The sequence below is a fragment of the Streptomyces thermodiastaticus genome (genome assembly GCF_014656135.1).
In the GTDB taxonomy this organism is placed as follows: domain Bacteria; phylum Actinomycetota; class Actinomycetes; order Streptomycetales; family Streptomycetaceae; genus Streptomyces; species Streptomyces thermodiastaticus.
Window position 1 is genome coordinate 75,620 of the sequence record NZ_BNBV01000014.1, and the last position, 14,374, is coordinate 89,993.

The window sequence follows — 14,374 nt, forward strand, 5'->3', positions numbered from 1 at the left end:
CCGGTTCAAGAAGCGAACCAGTTCAGACAGCAGTCACGCGTGCGAGACGGGAGTCAGCACATGCAGCACCGCATCGTCGTTCTCGGCGCCGGATACACCGGGGCCCTCGCCGCCGGGCGCCTGGCCGGACGTCTGCGTCCCGAGGACGTGTCCGTCACCCTCGTCGACGCCGAACCGGACTTCGTCGAGCGGGTCCGGTTGCACGAGGTGGCGGCCGGCCGCCCGCTCCGGCCGCGGCCGTACCGCGAGATGTTCGCTGGCACGGGCGTCGGTCTGAGGACCGCCAGGGTCACCGGCATCGACGTGGACCGCAGGAGCGTCACCGTCAGCACGGCCGGCGGCACCGAGGAACTCGGCTACGACACCCTCGTGTACGCCCTCGGCAGCGGCTGGGACGCCGAGGGCGTCCCCGGAGTCGCCGAGCACGCCCACGAGATCGCCGGCCGTGCCGGCGCACTCCGGCTCCACGACCGCCTGGCCCGGCTGGAGGCGGGCCGGCCTGTGGTCGTGGTCGGCGGTGGTCTCACCGGCCTGGAGTGCGCGGCCGAGATCGCCGAGGCCCGCCCCGATCTGCAGGTCGCTCTCGCCACCCGCGAAGGCCTCGGTGACCGGCTGTCGGACGCGGGCCGCCGGCATCTGCGGCGGGTCTTCCGCCGGCTCGGCGTCACCGTGCACGAGCACACCGACGTCACCCGGGTCGAGGCCGGCCGCGTCCTCACCGCCGACGGCACATCCATCCCGGCCGCGGTCACCGTGTGGGCCACCGGCTTCGCCGTCCACACGATCGCGAAGGCCACCACGCTGGAGGTCGCCGGCACCGGGCAGATCGTCGTCGACCGGACCATGCGCTCGGTGTCGCACCCGGAGGTGTACGCGGTCGGCGACGCGGCCTGGGCGCTGGGCCCCGGCGACAAGCCGCTGCGCATGTCCTGCGCCTCCGGTCTGCCCACCGCATGGCAGGCCGCCGAGGCCATCACGGCCCGCCTGACCGGTGCGACGCCCCCGAAGGTGCCGCTGCGCTATGTCCAGCAGTGCGTCTCGCTGGGCCGCGCGGACGGTCTGATCCAGTTCGTCACCGCCGACGACCGTGCCGTCCCGGCGATTCTGACCGGCCGGCCCGCCGCCGGCTACAAGGAGCTGACCTGCAAGGCCGCCGCCTGGGCCGTCACCCACCCGCGCCTGCTGCGCCGGCGCCACCGGCCCGCCGTCCGGGAGCGGCGGCACCGGGCGGAACCGGCGGGCGCGTCGGCGGCCTGACACCCGGCGAGGCGGGGGCCAGGGCACCTCGTGGAAGGGGGATCCTGCGCGGAAGGGTCCTGTGGCTCCCCTCGGCGCAGGGCGCCCGTCCTCTCGTACGGGTCCTCGCTCGGCGGGCCCGCGGACGAAATTCGTCCGGGGCCCGTCAGCTCTTGTCCTTCTTGTCGTTCTCTCCCTTGCCGTCCTTGCCGTTCTCTGCGCCCTCGCGGCGCTCGTCCGGCAGATAGCTCGCCAGGCCGCGCAGGATGATCTCCAGACCGATGTCGAATCTGTCGTCGGAGGAGTCGGTGACCATCAGCCCGGCCAGGGCGTGCAGATGGGGGAAGTCCTCGGCGGGCAGGGACGCCAGATAGTCCCGCATCTGTTCGGCCATGCCGCGCCCGTCGCCGGAACCGCCCCCGGCGGAACCGTCGCCGCCGTGGGCGGCCATCCGGTCCTGCCACAGGCTCTCCTCCAGGACGAACCCGTCGATGTAGGTGGAGATGAGGTCGCCGGCCTCGGCCGCGATGCGGTCGGGCAGCCCGGCGGCGCGGAAAATGGCGAGGACGCCCTCCACGTGCGGCAGCAGTTCGGCGGTGAACGGGGCATGGGCCATGGAGATCCTGGCCATGTCCCGGTGCTCCGTCAGGCGCCGGCGCCCGAAGTGCGCGTACTCCCGGACCTGCTCCTGCCATCGCTCCGGGTCGGGCGCCGGCATCGTGAAGCCGTCGAAGAGCCGCGTGTACATCAGCTCCACCAGTTCGTCCTTGGAACTGACGTGGGCGTACAGGGCGGAGACGGTGACCCCCAGAACGGCCGCGACCCGGCGCATCGTCAGCCCTTCGTAGCCCTCCCGGTCCAGCACGGTGAAGGCGGCGTCGACGATCCGGCCACGGGTCAGCGCCGGCCGCGCGGGGGCGCCGGAGACACGCGCCGGGCGGGCGCGGTTCCAAGGGGACGGCGGAGGGACGGGCGGGGTGTCGGGGTCGGCGGCCGCATCGGTCATGGGCTCAGTCTAGGTCGCGGGAGAACAGTGTTCACCGCTGGCCGACGGCCCGGCGGAACGCGGTACACGATATAGCTTGATTGAACCGGCACACTTGCGCTATATCTTGATGAACAGCGTTCCTTCTGCTGAGCAGTGTTCTGTTACGGTGAACACCGTTCTCCCGGTGTCGTGGGCCACCCGTGCCCACCGGATCGCCGTGTCCGCACGGGGAGCCGGCGCGTCACCAGGTCCGTCCGTCCCGTCGTGCCCGCGGTTCGCGACCGCGGGGGCGCGACCCGTTCCGTGAATCAGGAGTCGCCGATGTCCACCACCGGTGTCGCGTCCGCCGAGACGCCCACCGACGCTCCGGCGCCGTACCGCTGGCGCTGGCCCGCGCTCTTCGTGATCCTCGCCGCCGAGGTGATGGATCTCCTCGACGCGATGGTCACGACCATCGCCGGCCCGTCCATGCGGGCCGACCTCGGCGGCGGCGCCGCCACCCTGCAGTGGCTCACCGCCGCGTACACCCTGTCCATGGCCGTCGGGCTGGTCACCGGCGGCCGGCTCGGGGACATCCACGGACGCCGGACCGTGTTCCTGGTCGGCGCCGTGGGCTTCACCCTGGGTTCGCTGGTGTGTGCGGTGTCCGTCACACCCGGGATGCTGATCACCGCCCGCGTCCTGCAGGGACTGTTCGGCGCGGTGATGCTGCCTCAGGGCCTCGGCATGATCAAGGAGATGTTCCCGCCGCAGGAGTCGCAGAAGGCCTTCGGCATGTTCGGCCCGGTCATGGGGCTGTCCGCGGTGTGCGGCCCGGTCCTGGCCGGCTGGCTCGTCGACGCCGACTGGTTCGGCACCGGCTGGCGCATGATCTTTCTGATCAACCTGCCGCTGGGCGCCGCGGCTGTGCTCGGTGCGCTGCGCTTCCTGCCGAGGACCCGTTCCGGCAGCGCTCCGCGCCTGGACATCCCCGGCATGCTGCTGGTCTCGCTGGCCGCGCTGCTCGTCATCTTCCCGCTGGTCCAGGGCCGCGAGTACGACTGGCCCTGGTGGACGTTCGCGATGATGGCCGCCTCGCTGGCCGTCTTCGTCCTCTTCGGCCGGTACGAGTCGCGCCGCAGTGCGGCCGGCCACGACCCGCTGGTCGTCCCGAGCCTGTTCCGCAAGCGCGGCTTCGTCGGCGGTCTGGTCCTCGGGCTGGTCTTCTTCTCGACCATGCAGGGCTTCATGCTCGTCTTCACTCTCTACACCCAGATCGGCCTCGGCTACGCGCCGCTGAAGGCGGGGCTGGTCATGGTGCCCTGGTCGGGCGGCATGATCGTCGGCTTCGGGATCGCGCAGGGCGTGGCCCGGTTCGGACGGGCCGTGCTGCAGGCGGGTGCGCTCGTCATGGCGCTCGGCGTGTTCGGGGTGTGGCTGACCCTGGAGAGGGCCGGCAGCGGCGTCGGCCCGTGGCACTTCGTGCCGTCCCTGCTCGTCGCCGGCATGGGGATGGGCCTGCTCATGGCCCCGTTCTTCGACATCGTGCTCGCCAGTGTCGACCGGCACGAGACCGGGTCGGCGTCCGGCACGATGACGGCGATCCAGCAGCTCGGCGGCGCGTTCGGCGTGGCCCTGCTCGGCACCGTGTTCTTCGGTCTGCTGGGCGGCGGCATCGCCACCGCCGTCGACCACCGTGCGGACGGTCTGCGGGCCCAGCTGTCCGCCGCGCACGTGGCCCCGGCCGTCCAGGACCGTGTGATCGCCGATCTGCGTGCCTGCGCCTCGGACCGGGCGACGGCCAAGGACCCCGCGGCGACTGTGCCGTCCTGTGCGCGCCTGGAGCGGGACACGCGGTCCGCCGTGACGTCCCCTCAGGCCGCTGCACGGATACCCGGTGCGCTGGAGGCCACCGCGTCGTCCGCCTTCCGCGGCGGTTTCGGCTCCGTGATGAAGACGGTGCTGTGGATCGTCGACGGCATGCTCGCCGTGACCTTCCTGCTGGCGTTCCTCCTGCCGCGCCACGCACGTCCCGAGGAGACACCCGGGCACTGAACCAGCGCCCCGGGCCGGTGGCGGGCCGGGTCGTGCAGGCCCTCGAAGCCCGGCCTTTCAGGCCTCCGGAGGGGTCAGCTCCTGCTCGGCCCAGACGACCTTGCCCTCGGCCGTGGTGCGGGTGCCGTGACGGCGTGACAGCCGGGCGACGAGGAACAGTCCCCGGCCGCCCTCGTCGGTGGCACGGGCGTGACGCAGACGCGGGATGCTGTCGCTGGCGTCGAAGACCTCGCAGGCCAGGACGCGGTGACGGATCAGCCGCAGGGTGATCGGTCCCGCACCGTGCCGGACGGCATTGGTGACCAGCTCGCTGACGATGAGTTCGGTGGTGGGCGCCAGGTGCTCCAGGCCCCAGCCGGCCAGCAGGCTCTGGGTGAGCGCCCGGGCGTGGCCGACGACGGCCGGATCCCGGGCCAGACTCCAGGTGGCGACCTCGCCCGGGCTGAGGGCGTGCGTCCGGACCAGCAGCAGCGTGGCGTCGTCGGCCGGCGCCGAGGACGGCACGGTGTCGAACACGGAGGTGCACAGCTCGTCCAGGGAGCGGCCCGGCCGTGCCACCGCCTTCCCCAGGCGGCGCATCCCCGCGTCGATGTCGGCGCCGCGTTCCTCGACGAGCCCGTCGGTGTACAGGGCGAGGACGCTGCCCTCGGGCAGTTCCAGCTGCACGGCCTCGTAGGAGGCCATGCCCACGCCGAGCGGCAGGCCGGTGGGCAGCCGGGGGATGGCGACGTCGCCGTCCGGTGAGACGATCACGGGCGGAGGATGCCCGGCCGTCGCCATGGTGCAGCTCCGGTTCACCGGGTCGTAGACGGCGTACAGGCAGGTGGCGCCGAGGACGGTTCCGGTCAGGGCGTTGGCCTCCAGGTCCTCGTCGCTGAGGCGGAGGATCGTCTCGTCGAGCCGGGTCAGCAGCTCGTCGGGGGGCAGGTCCATGGTGGCGAGCGTGTGCACCGCGGTACGGAGCCTGCCCATCGCCGCCGCCGCGTGGATGCCGTGTCCGACCACGTCGCCCACGACCAGGGCGACCCGGGCGGCCGACAGCGGGACGACGTCGAACCAGTCACCGCCGACACCGTCCTCCCGGTCCGCCGGCAGGTAGCGGGACGCCACGTCGACGGCGGCTCCGCCATGGAGACGATGCGGCAGCAGATTGCGCTGGAGGGCCAGGGCCGTGGCACGTTCCCGGATGTACTGGCGGGCGTTGTCCAGGGCCAGCGCGGCGCGGGAGACGAGTTCCTGGGCGAAGAGCAGATCGTCCGCCTCGAACGGCGTGGGGTCGGCGCTGCGCACGAAGACGGCCACGCCCAGGACGGCGCCGCGGGCGTGGATCGGCACGATCATCAGGGAGTGCATCCCGTGGCGGCGGACCTTCTCCGCCCGCATCGCGTCCTGGGCGAGCCATCCCCCGGGCGAGGTGTCCAGCACCGGTTCCAGATAGGGGGTGCCGGAGGTGAGGACAGCGCTGAACGGCGAGGACTCACGGACGAAGACATGCTCCCCGCGGGGCCACAGGGACTCCGGCGCACCGTCGTGCACCGATGCGAGGCCGGCGCGCCGGAAGGCCGGTGTGCTTCCGCCCGCCGCGCCGATCCTCACCGGGAGTTCCTCGCCGAGCCGTATCTCCTCGGCCAGGTCGACCGTGACGTAGTCCGCGAGCGACGGCACGGCGAAGTCGGCCAGTTCCTGCCCGGTCCGCATCACGTCCAGGGTGCTGCCGATCCTCGTGCTGGCCTCGGTGAGGACGGCCAGCCGCTCACGAGCCCGCTCACGGTCCGTCACGTCCAGACTCATGGTGCACACGCCCGAGGGACGGCCCTCGCCGTCGTCGAGACGGAAGAACGATACGGAGTAGGTGCGTTCCCGGTGCGGGTGGCGCGGGTCGCCGCGCCGGAACTCGTGGTCGACCACCGGGACACCGTCGGCGAGGACCTGCCGCTGCGCGGCCTCGGCCCGCTCGCCCTGCTCACCGGACAGCACCTCGGAGACGCGGCGGCCGAACCGCTGCTCCCGGGTGACACCGTCGTGCATGGCCAGGGCGTCGTTCGCCCAGGTGCAGCGCAGCTGCGCGTCGCGGACACAGATGCCGAGGGGGGCAGCCGACAGCAGCGACTCCACGTCCAGTCCGTCCACCGGTGAGGGCCGGGCGCCGGCGGGGGCCGCACAGACGAGCCACTGCCGCTTCCCGTCGAGCCGGGCCAGCGGCCGTACGCGCAGGGTCAGGTCGATCGGACCCTGATCACGGCGGCGCACACCGGCGACGCCCGACCAGCCGTCCTCGGCGCGGCAGCGCCGGGCCTGTGCCGCCGCCCGGAGGGCCGCCTTGGCCGGCACCAGCATCTCCACGGCTCTCTTGCCGACCACGTCCTGGGCGGTGAACCCCGTGAGGCTCTGTGCGGCACCGGTCCAGCCGATCACCGTACCCTCGTCGTCGAGGACGGCGACGGCCGCACCGGCCGACCGGCCTGCTCCGTCGTCCGCGGGCACCGCGCGGGGCGGCGTCCTGTCGTCATGCGTCATCACGGCCGTCCCTTCCTGCCGGATGGTTCGTTCCTGCGGCCCGTCGCGGCCGCCGCACCGGCGGAGCCGGCGTCGTCCGTGTCGGCGAGGCGATCGAGCCAGTCGGCCAGCAGCGCGCTCTCCGACCGGGTCAGCACCGTGGTGCCGCTGGTGTGCAGGGCCTCGCGCAGGGCCGCGGCCCGGTCAGCCACGCCGGACGGTGCGCCGGCCGCGCTGTCGCCGTCGACGGTGATGGTGCGCAGCACATGCTCGAAGGCCGCCGTCGCCAGTTCCGGATCCCGCTCGAGCGGCGGCATGGCGATCAGCGACAGCACGGCTCCGACGCCGTTGGCGTGCAGCAGCCAGGTCGCGCGGTCCACGCTCATCCGCAGCCGGCCCGCGGCCGCGATGCGGGCGACGTTCCGGCGCAGCAGGCCCATGGTCTCCGCCCCGGCCTCGGTGAACCCGCGGCGCCGGCCCTCCCCGTACATCAGGACGTAGCAGGCCGGACGGGACAGACCGAAGCCGACATGGAGATCCCAGGAGCGACGCAGGTCGGCGACGGGGTCGTCGGTCTCCTCGAGCGCCTGTTTGCCGGCGAGGTACTGCTCGAAGCCGTAGGCGGCGAGTGCGTCGAGCAGCCCGGCCTTGTCGCCGAACAGACGGTAGAGCGTCGGCGGCTGGACTCCTGCGGCAGCGCTGACGGCCCGCGTGGACAGCGCCGAACGGCCCTCGCGGTTCAGCAGCTCCGCCGCGGCGCCCAGGATGCGCTCCCGCGTATGTACAGCTCGCACCATATCGATACATTAACACCGTTATTATGATGTTCTATATCAATGATGACATTCACGCGTTGAGCGGCGAAGGCGCGCACACAAGGAGGCGCCGGCACATCGGCCCGAGGCACGCCGAGGCGGCATGGATCACATGACAGTCCACTCATCAAGCACCGACACGCCGGACTCGGGCGGACCCCCGCAACCGCGGAGGGTGAGGCGACACGAAAAGATCACTATTCCGGCCTATTAGTCATTCAATCATCCCGATTTCCGACACACTTGACCTTCCATCAGGTCGACCGACAGGCCACGGACACCACTCTTCTGTACCCCATTCGGCCCCGTACACCTTCCGCCTGTTTCCACTCGATATGACAGCAATTGCGGTGATCAGTACGTTCGATCATGCGTCGGCCGACACAGCCGATCACTCTCTGAGTCCGAGACAGGAGCAGAAGCGACCATGATCATGAAGCGTTCCCACGCGATCACCGCGGGTATCGCGGCCGCCGCGGCACTGACCGCGACCGGCATCACCTACGCCACGGCCGCCCCCGCCCCCGAGGCGGCCCCGGCCGTGCAGGCGGCCCCGGCCCCCGCACCCGCCCAGGCCCCTGCGCCCGCGCAGGCCCCCATGGGCGGTGACAACGGAAACAACAACAGCAAGGGCAACGAGGGCGACGACCACGACGACTACGACGACTACGACCACGACAAGGGTGGCCACCACCGCGACAAGAAGCACGACGAGGGGTGGATCCACATCAACGAGCGGTCGTACTCGGCGCACCCCACCGGCTGCGTCACCGTCGTGAGCGGACTGGGCTCCAAGAGCTTCAACATCCGCAACGACAGCCACAAGACCGTCGAGGTGTTCCGCGGCGCCACCTGCGACAACGGCGCCCCGATCGCCACCGTCGGCCCCCACAGCACCAGCAACGGTGTCGACCCGGGCTGCTTCCGCGGCGTCAAGGTCAAGGACGGCGTGGTGGCCAGCTTCCGGATCGTCCACCGTCACGACCACGACGGGGGTGGCAAGGGCGACTACTGAGCCGTCCACGGCACCTGGGCACCGCCCCGGGTGACGCAGGACCCCGGCCAGCCGTAATCGGGCCGGGGCTCCACCCCGAGGCATGGCACCGCACCCCGGCCCGGTACGAGCGGGCCGGGGTTCGGTGTACTCCGCGCCGGCACATACGAGCGGACGAGCACCCGGGGGTCACGTGGGCGAGGCCTGCGTCGTACTGGACATCGGCGGCGTGCCGGAGATCACGGCGCCGACGGGGTGGGAGGCACGGTGGGAGAAGCGGCTGGGTCTGCCGCCGGGCACCGTGGACGAGCGGCTGGACGACGTGTGGCGCGCCGGTGCTGTCGGCACGATCAGCGAGCAGGAGGTCCGCGAGCAGGTGGCGGCCCGCCTGGGGCTGGACGCACCCCGGACCGAGGCGTTCATGGACGGTCTGTGGACGGAGTACCTGGGCACGGCGAACGAGGACCTCATCGCCTCCGTGCGCGGCCTGCGGGGACGGTGCAGGCTGGGCATCCTCAGCAACAGCTTCGTCGGTGCGCGGGAGCGGAGGCGGCGGCGCGCGGCTTCGACGAGCTGGTCGACCACATCGTCCACTCGCACGAGACCGGGGTCGGCGAACCCGACCCGCGCGCGTTCCGGGCAGCATGCGACGCGCTGGGCGCGGCCCCGCGGGACTGCCTGTTCACCGACGACGCCGCCCCTCATGTGCAGGCCGCCCGGGCGGTGGGGCATGCAGGCGCATCTGTTCCAGGACGACGCCGCCACGATCGCCCGGATCGCCGCCCACCTGGACGCCGGGCCCGTGCCGGAGGGGCCTGTGCCGGTCGGCTGACGTGGTGTCCGCCCACCCGCGCCCGCAGCGGCGGACCCCTCAGTCCAGGCGGCACACCGTGTGCGGGTCGGCCCCCTTCGCCCCGGGCGGTGCGGTGAGCCGTTCCTCGCTGCCGGCCGGACGGCCGCACACGCTCTCCGACCGCACCGTGCCGTCCCGGTAGGTCACCCGCGTGATCTCGTAGCCGTGGCCGCGCTGGTCGGCGTACGGGCGGCTGCCGGCGAAACTGACCGTCCCCACCGGCAGGTTGGGGTTGGGGCGCCAGCGCAGGTCCGCCCAGGTCTCCGCGGCGGACTGCGGCCGGTCCCCGTTCTTCGCGGCGCGGTAGAGCACCGCCGTGGCGCTGTAGGACATCGCCGTCTGCCCGCTGGAGAACATCGGGTCGCTCCAGGGACGGGCGGGGTCGGTGAACGCCGGGGTCGGTGAGCCGACGGGCAGCAGAGCGGTGAGCGTGCGCTGCGTGTCCTCGTAGAAGCCGCGGGTCGCGGCGAGGTCCATCGGCGCGAGGGAGAAGTGATAGAGGGTCACCTGCTCCGGGATCCGCAGGGTCTCCCCCTCGTCGTAGGCGCTCTTGGTGAGGTCGTCGCCGGTGAACACCGTGATGGGGCGGCCGGAGCAGCCGGGCGTGGAGCCGAGCTGGGCCATCAGGTTCGGTACGTCGTCGACCCGGCCCGCGAAGTACACCGCCCGGGGCACCGGATCGCTGGAGCAGATGGTGCCGACGGGCTCGGTGAGTTCCGGTTCCCCCTGTGCGCTGAGCCGGTAGCTGCGGGCCGGGGCGAGGGTGAAGCCCGCCTCGGCCAGCATGCGCCGGCCGACCCTGGCCTGCTCGGTGGTGTACAGGTCCTTCTCGCTGCCGACGGACCGGGACAGCACCACGGCGTGCGCACCGGGCTCGCGGGCGGCCAGCTGCCGGGCCAGGACCAGCAGCGCGTCCGCCTCCTCCTCGTCGGTGGCGGCCAGCCCGAACCAGTTCGACAGCCGGCGCGCCAGATGGCTGCCGGAGTTCGTGGTGCTCACCACGGGCAGACCGGCGCTCTTGAGGATCCGGGCCGCCTGCTCGGTCTCCGTGGTGTCCCGGCCCATACCGACCACCCCGACCACCGACCGGTCGTGCCGGGCCAGACCGGCGATGTGCCGGGCCATGGGCAGCACGTGCAGCATGTTCTCGCCGGCGTTGGCGAGCAGCACCTTGATCTTGGTGGGCTGGTCGGTGATCACGTTGGTGTAGTGCTGGTAGAGATACACCCCCGTGATCTCCTCCAGCCCCTTGCGGGTGCCGGCCGGGTCGGCCGCGGTGACGGGGCCGGCGTAGACGATCGTGACGTGCGGGTCCTTCGGTCCGATCGCCGCGTTCTCCGCCCTGATGGCCTCCTCGACGGTCTCGAAGGTGACGTCCTTGCCGATGCCGAACAGGCTCAGCCGGTTGTCCTTCGCCAGCCGGACGTCCCCGGTGGCCACCCCGATGCACTCGCCGTCCAGGCGCTCGGAGTCGGTGTTGACGCCCAGCAGCCGGCCCTGGCAGTACTCCTGGGCCAGCCGGTGGTTGCCGAGGAAGCCGGCGCCCAGGACGAGGGCCAGGATCACGATCAGGCAGGGCCGGGACCACAGCAGCCAGGCGGCCGTGCGGCGGATCCGGGTGGTGGAGTGCTGGACGGAGTGACGGTGCAGCAGTTCCTCGGTGGACAGCGGTATCCGCAGGATCCACGGCGAGGACGCGGCCCGGCCCGGGGACTGGCCGATGTTCAGGCCGGTCACCCAGCGCTGGTACCGGGCGTCCGCGTTCGGGTTCTGCTCCTCGTCGCCGGGGGCGATGCCCGGATCCCCGCCGGCTCCCAGGTGGCGCAGGCGCTCATGGGCCGGTACGGCGGCCAGGACCAGCAGCGGGTCGACCTCGCTGCGCCGGCTGCGCACGTCGCTGATGGCGCGGAGCAGCAGCAGGCCGCCGTTGTCCTCGGTGGCGCGGGGCAGGTACACCACGGGCGGCACGGTGCGTTTGCGCCGGCGCATGTCCAGGGCGTGCGGCCGGAAGTTCTGCCGCAGGTCCTCCAGGAGCGCCAGCACCCGCAGCTCCACGTGGAACTGGCGGGCCGTCGGGTCGCCCGCCTGTGCGGCGGCCACCTGCTGGGCCACCGCGAAGGCCCGCCCGCGGATGGTCTCCCAGGACTTCGCCGGCCGCCAGCGGGACCAGTCCGCGGCCTCCGGACGCTCGCTGAGCGGAGCCAGGAAGGTCGTGGTGGCGAACCACCGGCTGGCCCGGCGCAGCCACAGCAGCGGGGGCGCGCTCCGCGCCAGCAGGTGCACCAGACCGAACGCCACCAGGGCCAGGACGCCTCCCCAGACGGCCGTCCGCCAGCCGCCCTCGCCCAGCAGCACGCTCAGGCAGGCGATGAACACCGCGCCGGCGAAACCGGAGGGGTTCATCACGGCCCCCGCCGTGTCCAGCAGGGCCGAGGTGCGCCGGCCGCCGGCACCGTCCATGCCGCCGGCGGGCCGCCAGCGCAGTTCGGCCAGCCGGCGCATCAGCCGCTCACGGCGCTGCGGTGCCGTCCAGACCGTCGGCTCCTCCGGCCCGACCTCCGGGGCGGCCTGCTCGATGGCCCGCAGCAGCCGCGAGCACGGGAAGGAGAAGGGCTTGTACTGCGACTGCCGGTGGTTGTCCCAGGGGTGCTCGCACAGCTGGCGCACCATGCCGATCGCCGAGGAGTAGGCGTCCGGTCCGTCGCCCCCGTCGAGCCGCATGGCGAGCAGTCCCCGGGGCAGCTGGCTCTGGCGGACGAACTCCACCACCCTGGCCACATGGCCGTCCAGCAAGCCCGAGGGGTCCTGCTCCTCGGCCTGGAGCACCACCAGCGGGGTCACCGGCGGATTGCGGCGGAATCCGTCGATGAGCCGCCTCATCAGATCGAAGACCGTGTCCGCCGCCTCCAGTCCGGCGCTCCCGGTCCACACCTGTCTGGCCATCCGCTCCGCCCCCCGTGGCATCCGCCGGATCGAACCTGCCGCGCTCGATGGGGATACCCATACAGGAGCGGCGCCGCACCACGGAAGTGGTGTGCACGTCCGCGGCGGGCGCCGCTGGGCCCGGATCAGGACGCCGCGCGCTTGGGCAGCACCCAGTTCGGACGCGGGAAGTGACAGGTGTACCCGTCCGGGTAACGCTGCAGGTAGTCCTGGTGCTCGGGCTCGGCCTCCCAGAACGGGCCGGCCGGCACGACCTCGGTGACCACCGGTCCCGGCCACAGCCCCGACGCGTTCACGTCGGCGATGGTGTCCTCGGCGATGCGCCGCTGCTCCTCGTCGAGGTAGAAGATCGCCGAGCGGTAGCTGGAGCCGATGTCGTTGCCCTGACGGTTCTTCGTCGTGGGGTCGTGGATCTGGAAGAAGAACTCGAGGATGGTGCGGTAGTCGGTCACGGCGGGGTCGTAGACGATCTCGACCGACTCGGCGTGCCCGTCGTGCCGCAGATAGGTGGGGTGGGAGATCTCCCCACCGCTGTAGCCGACCCGGGTGGACACCACGCCGGGGAGCTTCCTGATCAGCTCCTGCATTCCCCAGAAGCATCCGCCCGCCAGCAGGGCCTTGCGTACGTCGTTGCTCATCTGCCTCACCTTCTCTGCGAGCCGGGCAACGTTCTCCACGGCCGTTCTGTTCCCGGGCCGACGACCGGTACTCCCGGCGGCGGCCCGCACACCGGCCGGAACCGGTCACGCTCTTCCGGCCCGGCAGGCCGTGGTCCTCCTCGCCCGGCCGCCGGGTCAGGCCCGCCGTCACCAAGGACCGGACCGGCTCGCCGGGTCTCGGGGCCCATGGCGTCGAGGTGATCTGCGGCTTCGGCCCGAGGTGAGGACCCGGCCCGCGGGTGAGCCGGCGCCGTCGCCGCCGCGTCCCTCGGGTGCGCCGAGGGACGCCGTCGCCTACCGTGGCCGGCAGCACCGCCGTCCCCGTACGTCTTTTCTTGTGTCGAGGAGGCCACCGTGACCGACCGGCCGCCCCTGCCCCCGTTCACCCGTGCCACCGCCGCGCAGAAGGTCCAGGCCGCCGAGGACGCCTGGAACACGCGGGATCCCGAGAAGGTCGCGCTCGCGTACTCGGAGGACTCCGTCTGGCGCAACCGTGATCTCTTCCTCACCGGCCGCGCCGAGATCGTCGCCTTCCTGACCGACAAGTGGCGGCGCGAGCTGGACTACGCGCTGCGCAAGGAGCTGTGGGCCTTCGACGACAACCGCATCGCGGTGCGGTTCCAGTACGAGTGGCACGACACGCACGGGCAGTGGTGGCGGTCGTACGGCAACGAACTGTGGGAGTTCGACCGCCACGGCCTGATGACGCGGCGCGAGGCGAGCATCAACGACGTGCCCATCGCCGAGCACGAGCGCCGCATCCACGGCCCGCGCCCCGACAGCGAACGGGGCCGTCCCCTCCCGCTGCGCTGAGGGACGGCGGCTGCCGCGGGCCCGCCCGGGCAGGGAGCACGGTGCGAGACGCCGTGCTCCACCGGGCGCGGCGCTGCCGCGTCTCAGCCGCCGAAGCTGATGGAGCCGTGGATGTCCCGCGCCTGGACGACGTTCGTCTGGGTGCCGCCGGAGACGGTGTTGTGCACGTCGCCCCGGCCGGCCGTCTCCTCGCGGGCGGCTTCCGCCCGCCGGCGCCACTGCTGGAGGGCCTCGGCGAACGCCGGGTCCTGCCGGGCGCGCCGGGCCAGCACCTCGGCCAGCTCACGGGCCCGCCGCGCGTCGTCGCTCACCTCGTCCAGGGCCCGCCACCGGTCCTCACCCTCGGACGTGAGGTCCTCGCCGTTTGCACCGGCGGACCGGGAACGGCGGCGCACCAGGTCCCGCAGGGACGTCCACAGCTGCTGGCCCGCGGCGCTCGCGGCACCGCCGGCCAGCGTCATGAGCAGTTCGGGTGCGATCGGGTCCACGGCCACCCCCGTGTGTCGGCGCATGCGTCGGAACCCGAGAGTAACGCTTCGCTGA

At 72.5% G+C, this 14,374-nt stretch carries 10 protein-coding genes and 1 pseudogene; 5 read left to right on the forward strand and 6 right to left on the reverse strand.

All coding sequences use genetic code 11. The features are described 5' to 3' along the window. Positions 1–60: 60 nt before the first annotated feature. Positions 61–1,257: an NAD(P)/FAD-dependent oxidoreductase gene (locus IE286_RS14920; protein ID WP_189797196.1), complete on the forward strand. Its 1,197-nt coding sequence runs from the start codon at positions 61–63 to the stop codon at positions 1,255–1,257. A 145-nt stretch (positions 1,258–1,402) separates the two neighbouring features. Here the strand turns inward: IE286_RS14920 and IE286_RS14925 are convergent, their stop codons facing one another. Further along, positions 1,403–2,242, reverse strand: a complete 840-nt coding sequence (locus IE286_RS14925; RefSeq protein WP_189797197.1) for a TetR/AcrR family transcriptional regulator — start codon at positions 2,240–2,242, stop codon at positions 1,403–1,405. A gap of 303 nt (positions 2,243–2,545) precedes the next feature. Between IE286_RS14925 and IE286_RS14930 the strand changes: the two genes are divergently transcribed. Then, the gene (locus IE286_RS14930) at positions 2,546–4,258 is read left to right on the forward strand and encodes an MFS transporter (RefSeq protein ID WP_189797198.1); all 1,713 of its coding nucleotides are present in this window, start codon (positions 2,546–2,548) and stop codon (positions 4,256–4,258) included. Positions 4,259–4,315: 57 nt separating this feature from the next. Here the strand turns inward: IE286_RS14930 and IE286_RS14935 are convergent, their stop codons facing one another. Both IE286_RS14935 and IE286_RS14940 read right to left on the reverse strand, forming a co-directional pair. Further along, positions 4,316–6,775, reverse strand: a complete 2,460-nt coding sequence (locus IE286_RS14935) for a SpoIIE family protein phosphatase (protein WP_189797199.1) — start codon at positions 6,773–6,775, stop codon at positions 4,316–4,318. Then, positions 6,775–7,551, reverse strand: a complete 777-nt coding sequence (locus tag IE286_RS14940; protein ID WP_189797200.1) for a TetR/AcrR family transcriptional regulator — start codon at positions 7,549–7,551, stop codon at positions 6,775–6,777. Before IE286_RS14940 ends, IE286_RS14935 begins: the two co-directional genes overlap by 1 nt. A 445-nt stretch (positions 7,552–7,996) precedes the next feature. Between IE286_RS14940 and IE286_RS14945 the strand changes: the two genes are divergently transcribed. Next, complete coding sequence (locus tag IE286_RS14945) at positions 7,997–8,584, forward strand: hypothetical protein (RefSeq protein ID WP_229862736.1); 588 nt, start codon at positions 7,997–7,999, stop codon at positions 8,582–8,584. Between the two features lie 172 nt (positions 8,585–8,756). Then, a pseudogene (locus tag IE286_RS14950) lies at positions 8,757–9,395 on the forward strand (HAD-IA family hydrolase). A gap of 39 nt (positions 9,396–9,434) precedes the next feature. Here IE286_RS14950 and IE286_RS14955 read toward each other — a convergent pair. Together IE286_RS14955 and msrA are read right to left on the reverse strand one after the other, a co-directional pair. Further along, entirely contained in the window at positions 9,435–12,359 is a 2,925-nt protein-coding gene (locus tag IE286_RS14955) for a type 1 periplasmic-binding domain-containing protein (RefSeq protein WP_189797201.1), read from the reverse strand. A 125-nt stretch (positions 12,360–12,484) separates the two neighbouring features. Further along, positions 12,485–12,997, reverse strand: a complete 513-nt coding sequence (gene msrA / locus IE286_RS14960) for a peptide-methionine (S)-S-oxide reductase MsrA (RefSeq protein WP_189797202.1) — start codon at positions 12,995–12,997, stop codon at positions 12,485–12,487. 375 nt (positions 12,998–13,372) lie between these two features. Here msrA and IE286_RS14965 point away from each other — a divergent pair, with 375 nt between their 5' ends. Then, positions 13,373–13,831: a nuclear transport factor 2 family protein gene (locus tag IE286_RS14965; protein WP_189797203.1), complete on the forward strand. Its 459-nt coding sequence runs from the start codon at positions 13,373–13,375 to the stop codon at positions 13,829–13,831. 83 nt (positions 13,832–13,914) lie between these two features. Here the strand turns inward: IE286_RS14965 and IE286_RS14970 are convergent, their stop codons facing one another. Then, positions 13,915–14,343: a hypothetical protein gene (locus IE286_RS14970; protein WP_229862738.1), complete on the reverse strand. Its 429-nt coding sequence runs from the start codon at positions 14,341–14,343 to the stop codon at positions 13,915–13,917. Between the last annotated feature and the right edge of the window lie 31 nt (positions 14,344–14,374).

Coding starts and splice junctions, on each gene's coding strand:
- IE286_RS14945 (WP_229862736.1), top strand. CDS start 7,997: ATGATCATGAAGCGTTCCCACGCGATCACCGCGGGTATCGCGGCCGCC.
- IE286_RS14920 (WP_189797196.1), top strand. CDS start 61: ATGCAGCACCGCATCGTCGTTCTCGGCGCCGGATACACCGGGGCCCTC.
- IE286_RS14940 (WP_189797200.1), bottom strand. CDS start 7,551: ATGGTGCGAGCTGTACATACGCGGGAGCGCATCCTGGGCGCCGCGGCG.
- IE286_RS14930 (WP_189797198.1), top strand. CDS start 2,546: ATGTCCACCACCGGTGTCGCGTCCGCCGAGACGCCCACCGACGCTCCG.
- IE286_RS14925 (WP_189797197.1), bottom strand. CDS start 2,242: ATGACCGATGCGGCCGCCGACCCCGACACCCCGCCCGTCCCTCCGCCG.
- IE286_RS14935 (WP_189797199.1), bottom strand. CDS start 6,775: ATGACGCATGACGACAGGACGCCGCCCCGCGCGGTGCCCGCGGACGAC.
- IE286_RS14955 (WP_189797201.1), bottom strand. CDS start 12,359: ATGGCCAGACAGGTGTGGACCGGGAGCGCCGGACTGGAGGCGGCGGAC.
- msrA (WP_189797202.1), bottom strand. CDS start 12,997: ATGAGCAACGACGTACGCAAGGCCCTGCTGGCGGGCGGATGCTTCTGG.
- IE286_RS14970 (WP_229862738.1), bottom strand. CDS start 14,343: ATGCGCCGACACACGGGGGTGGCCGTGGACCCGATCGCACCCGAACTG.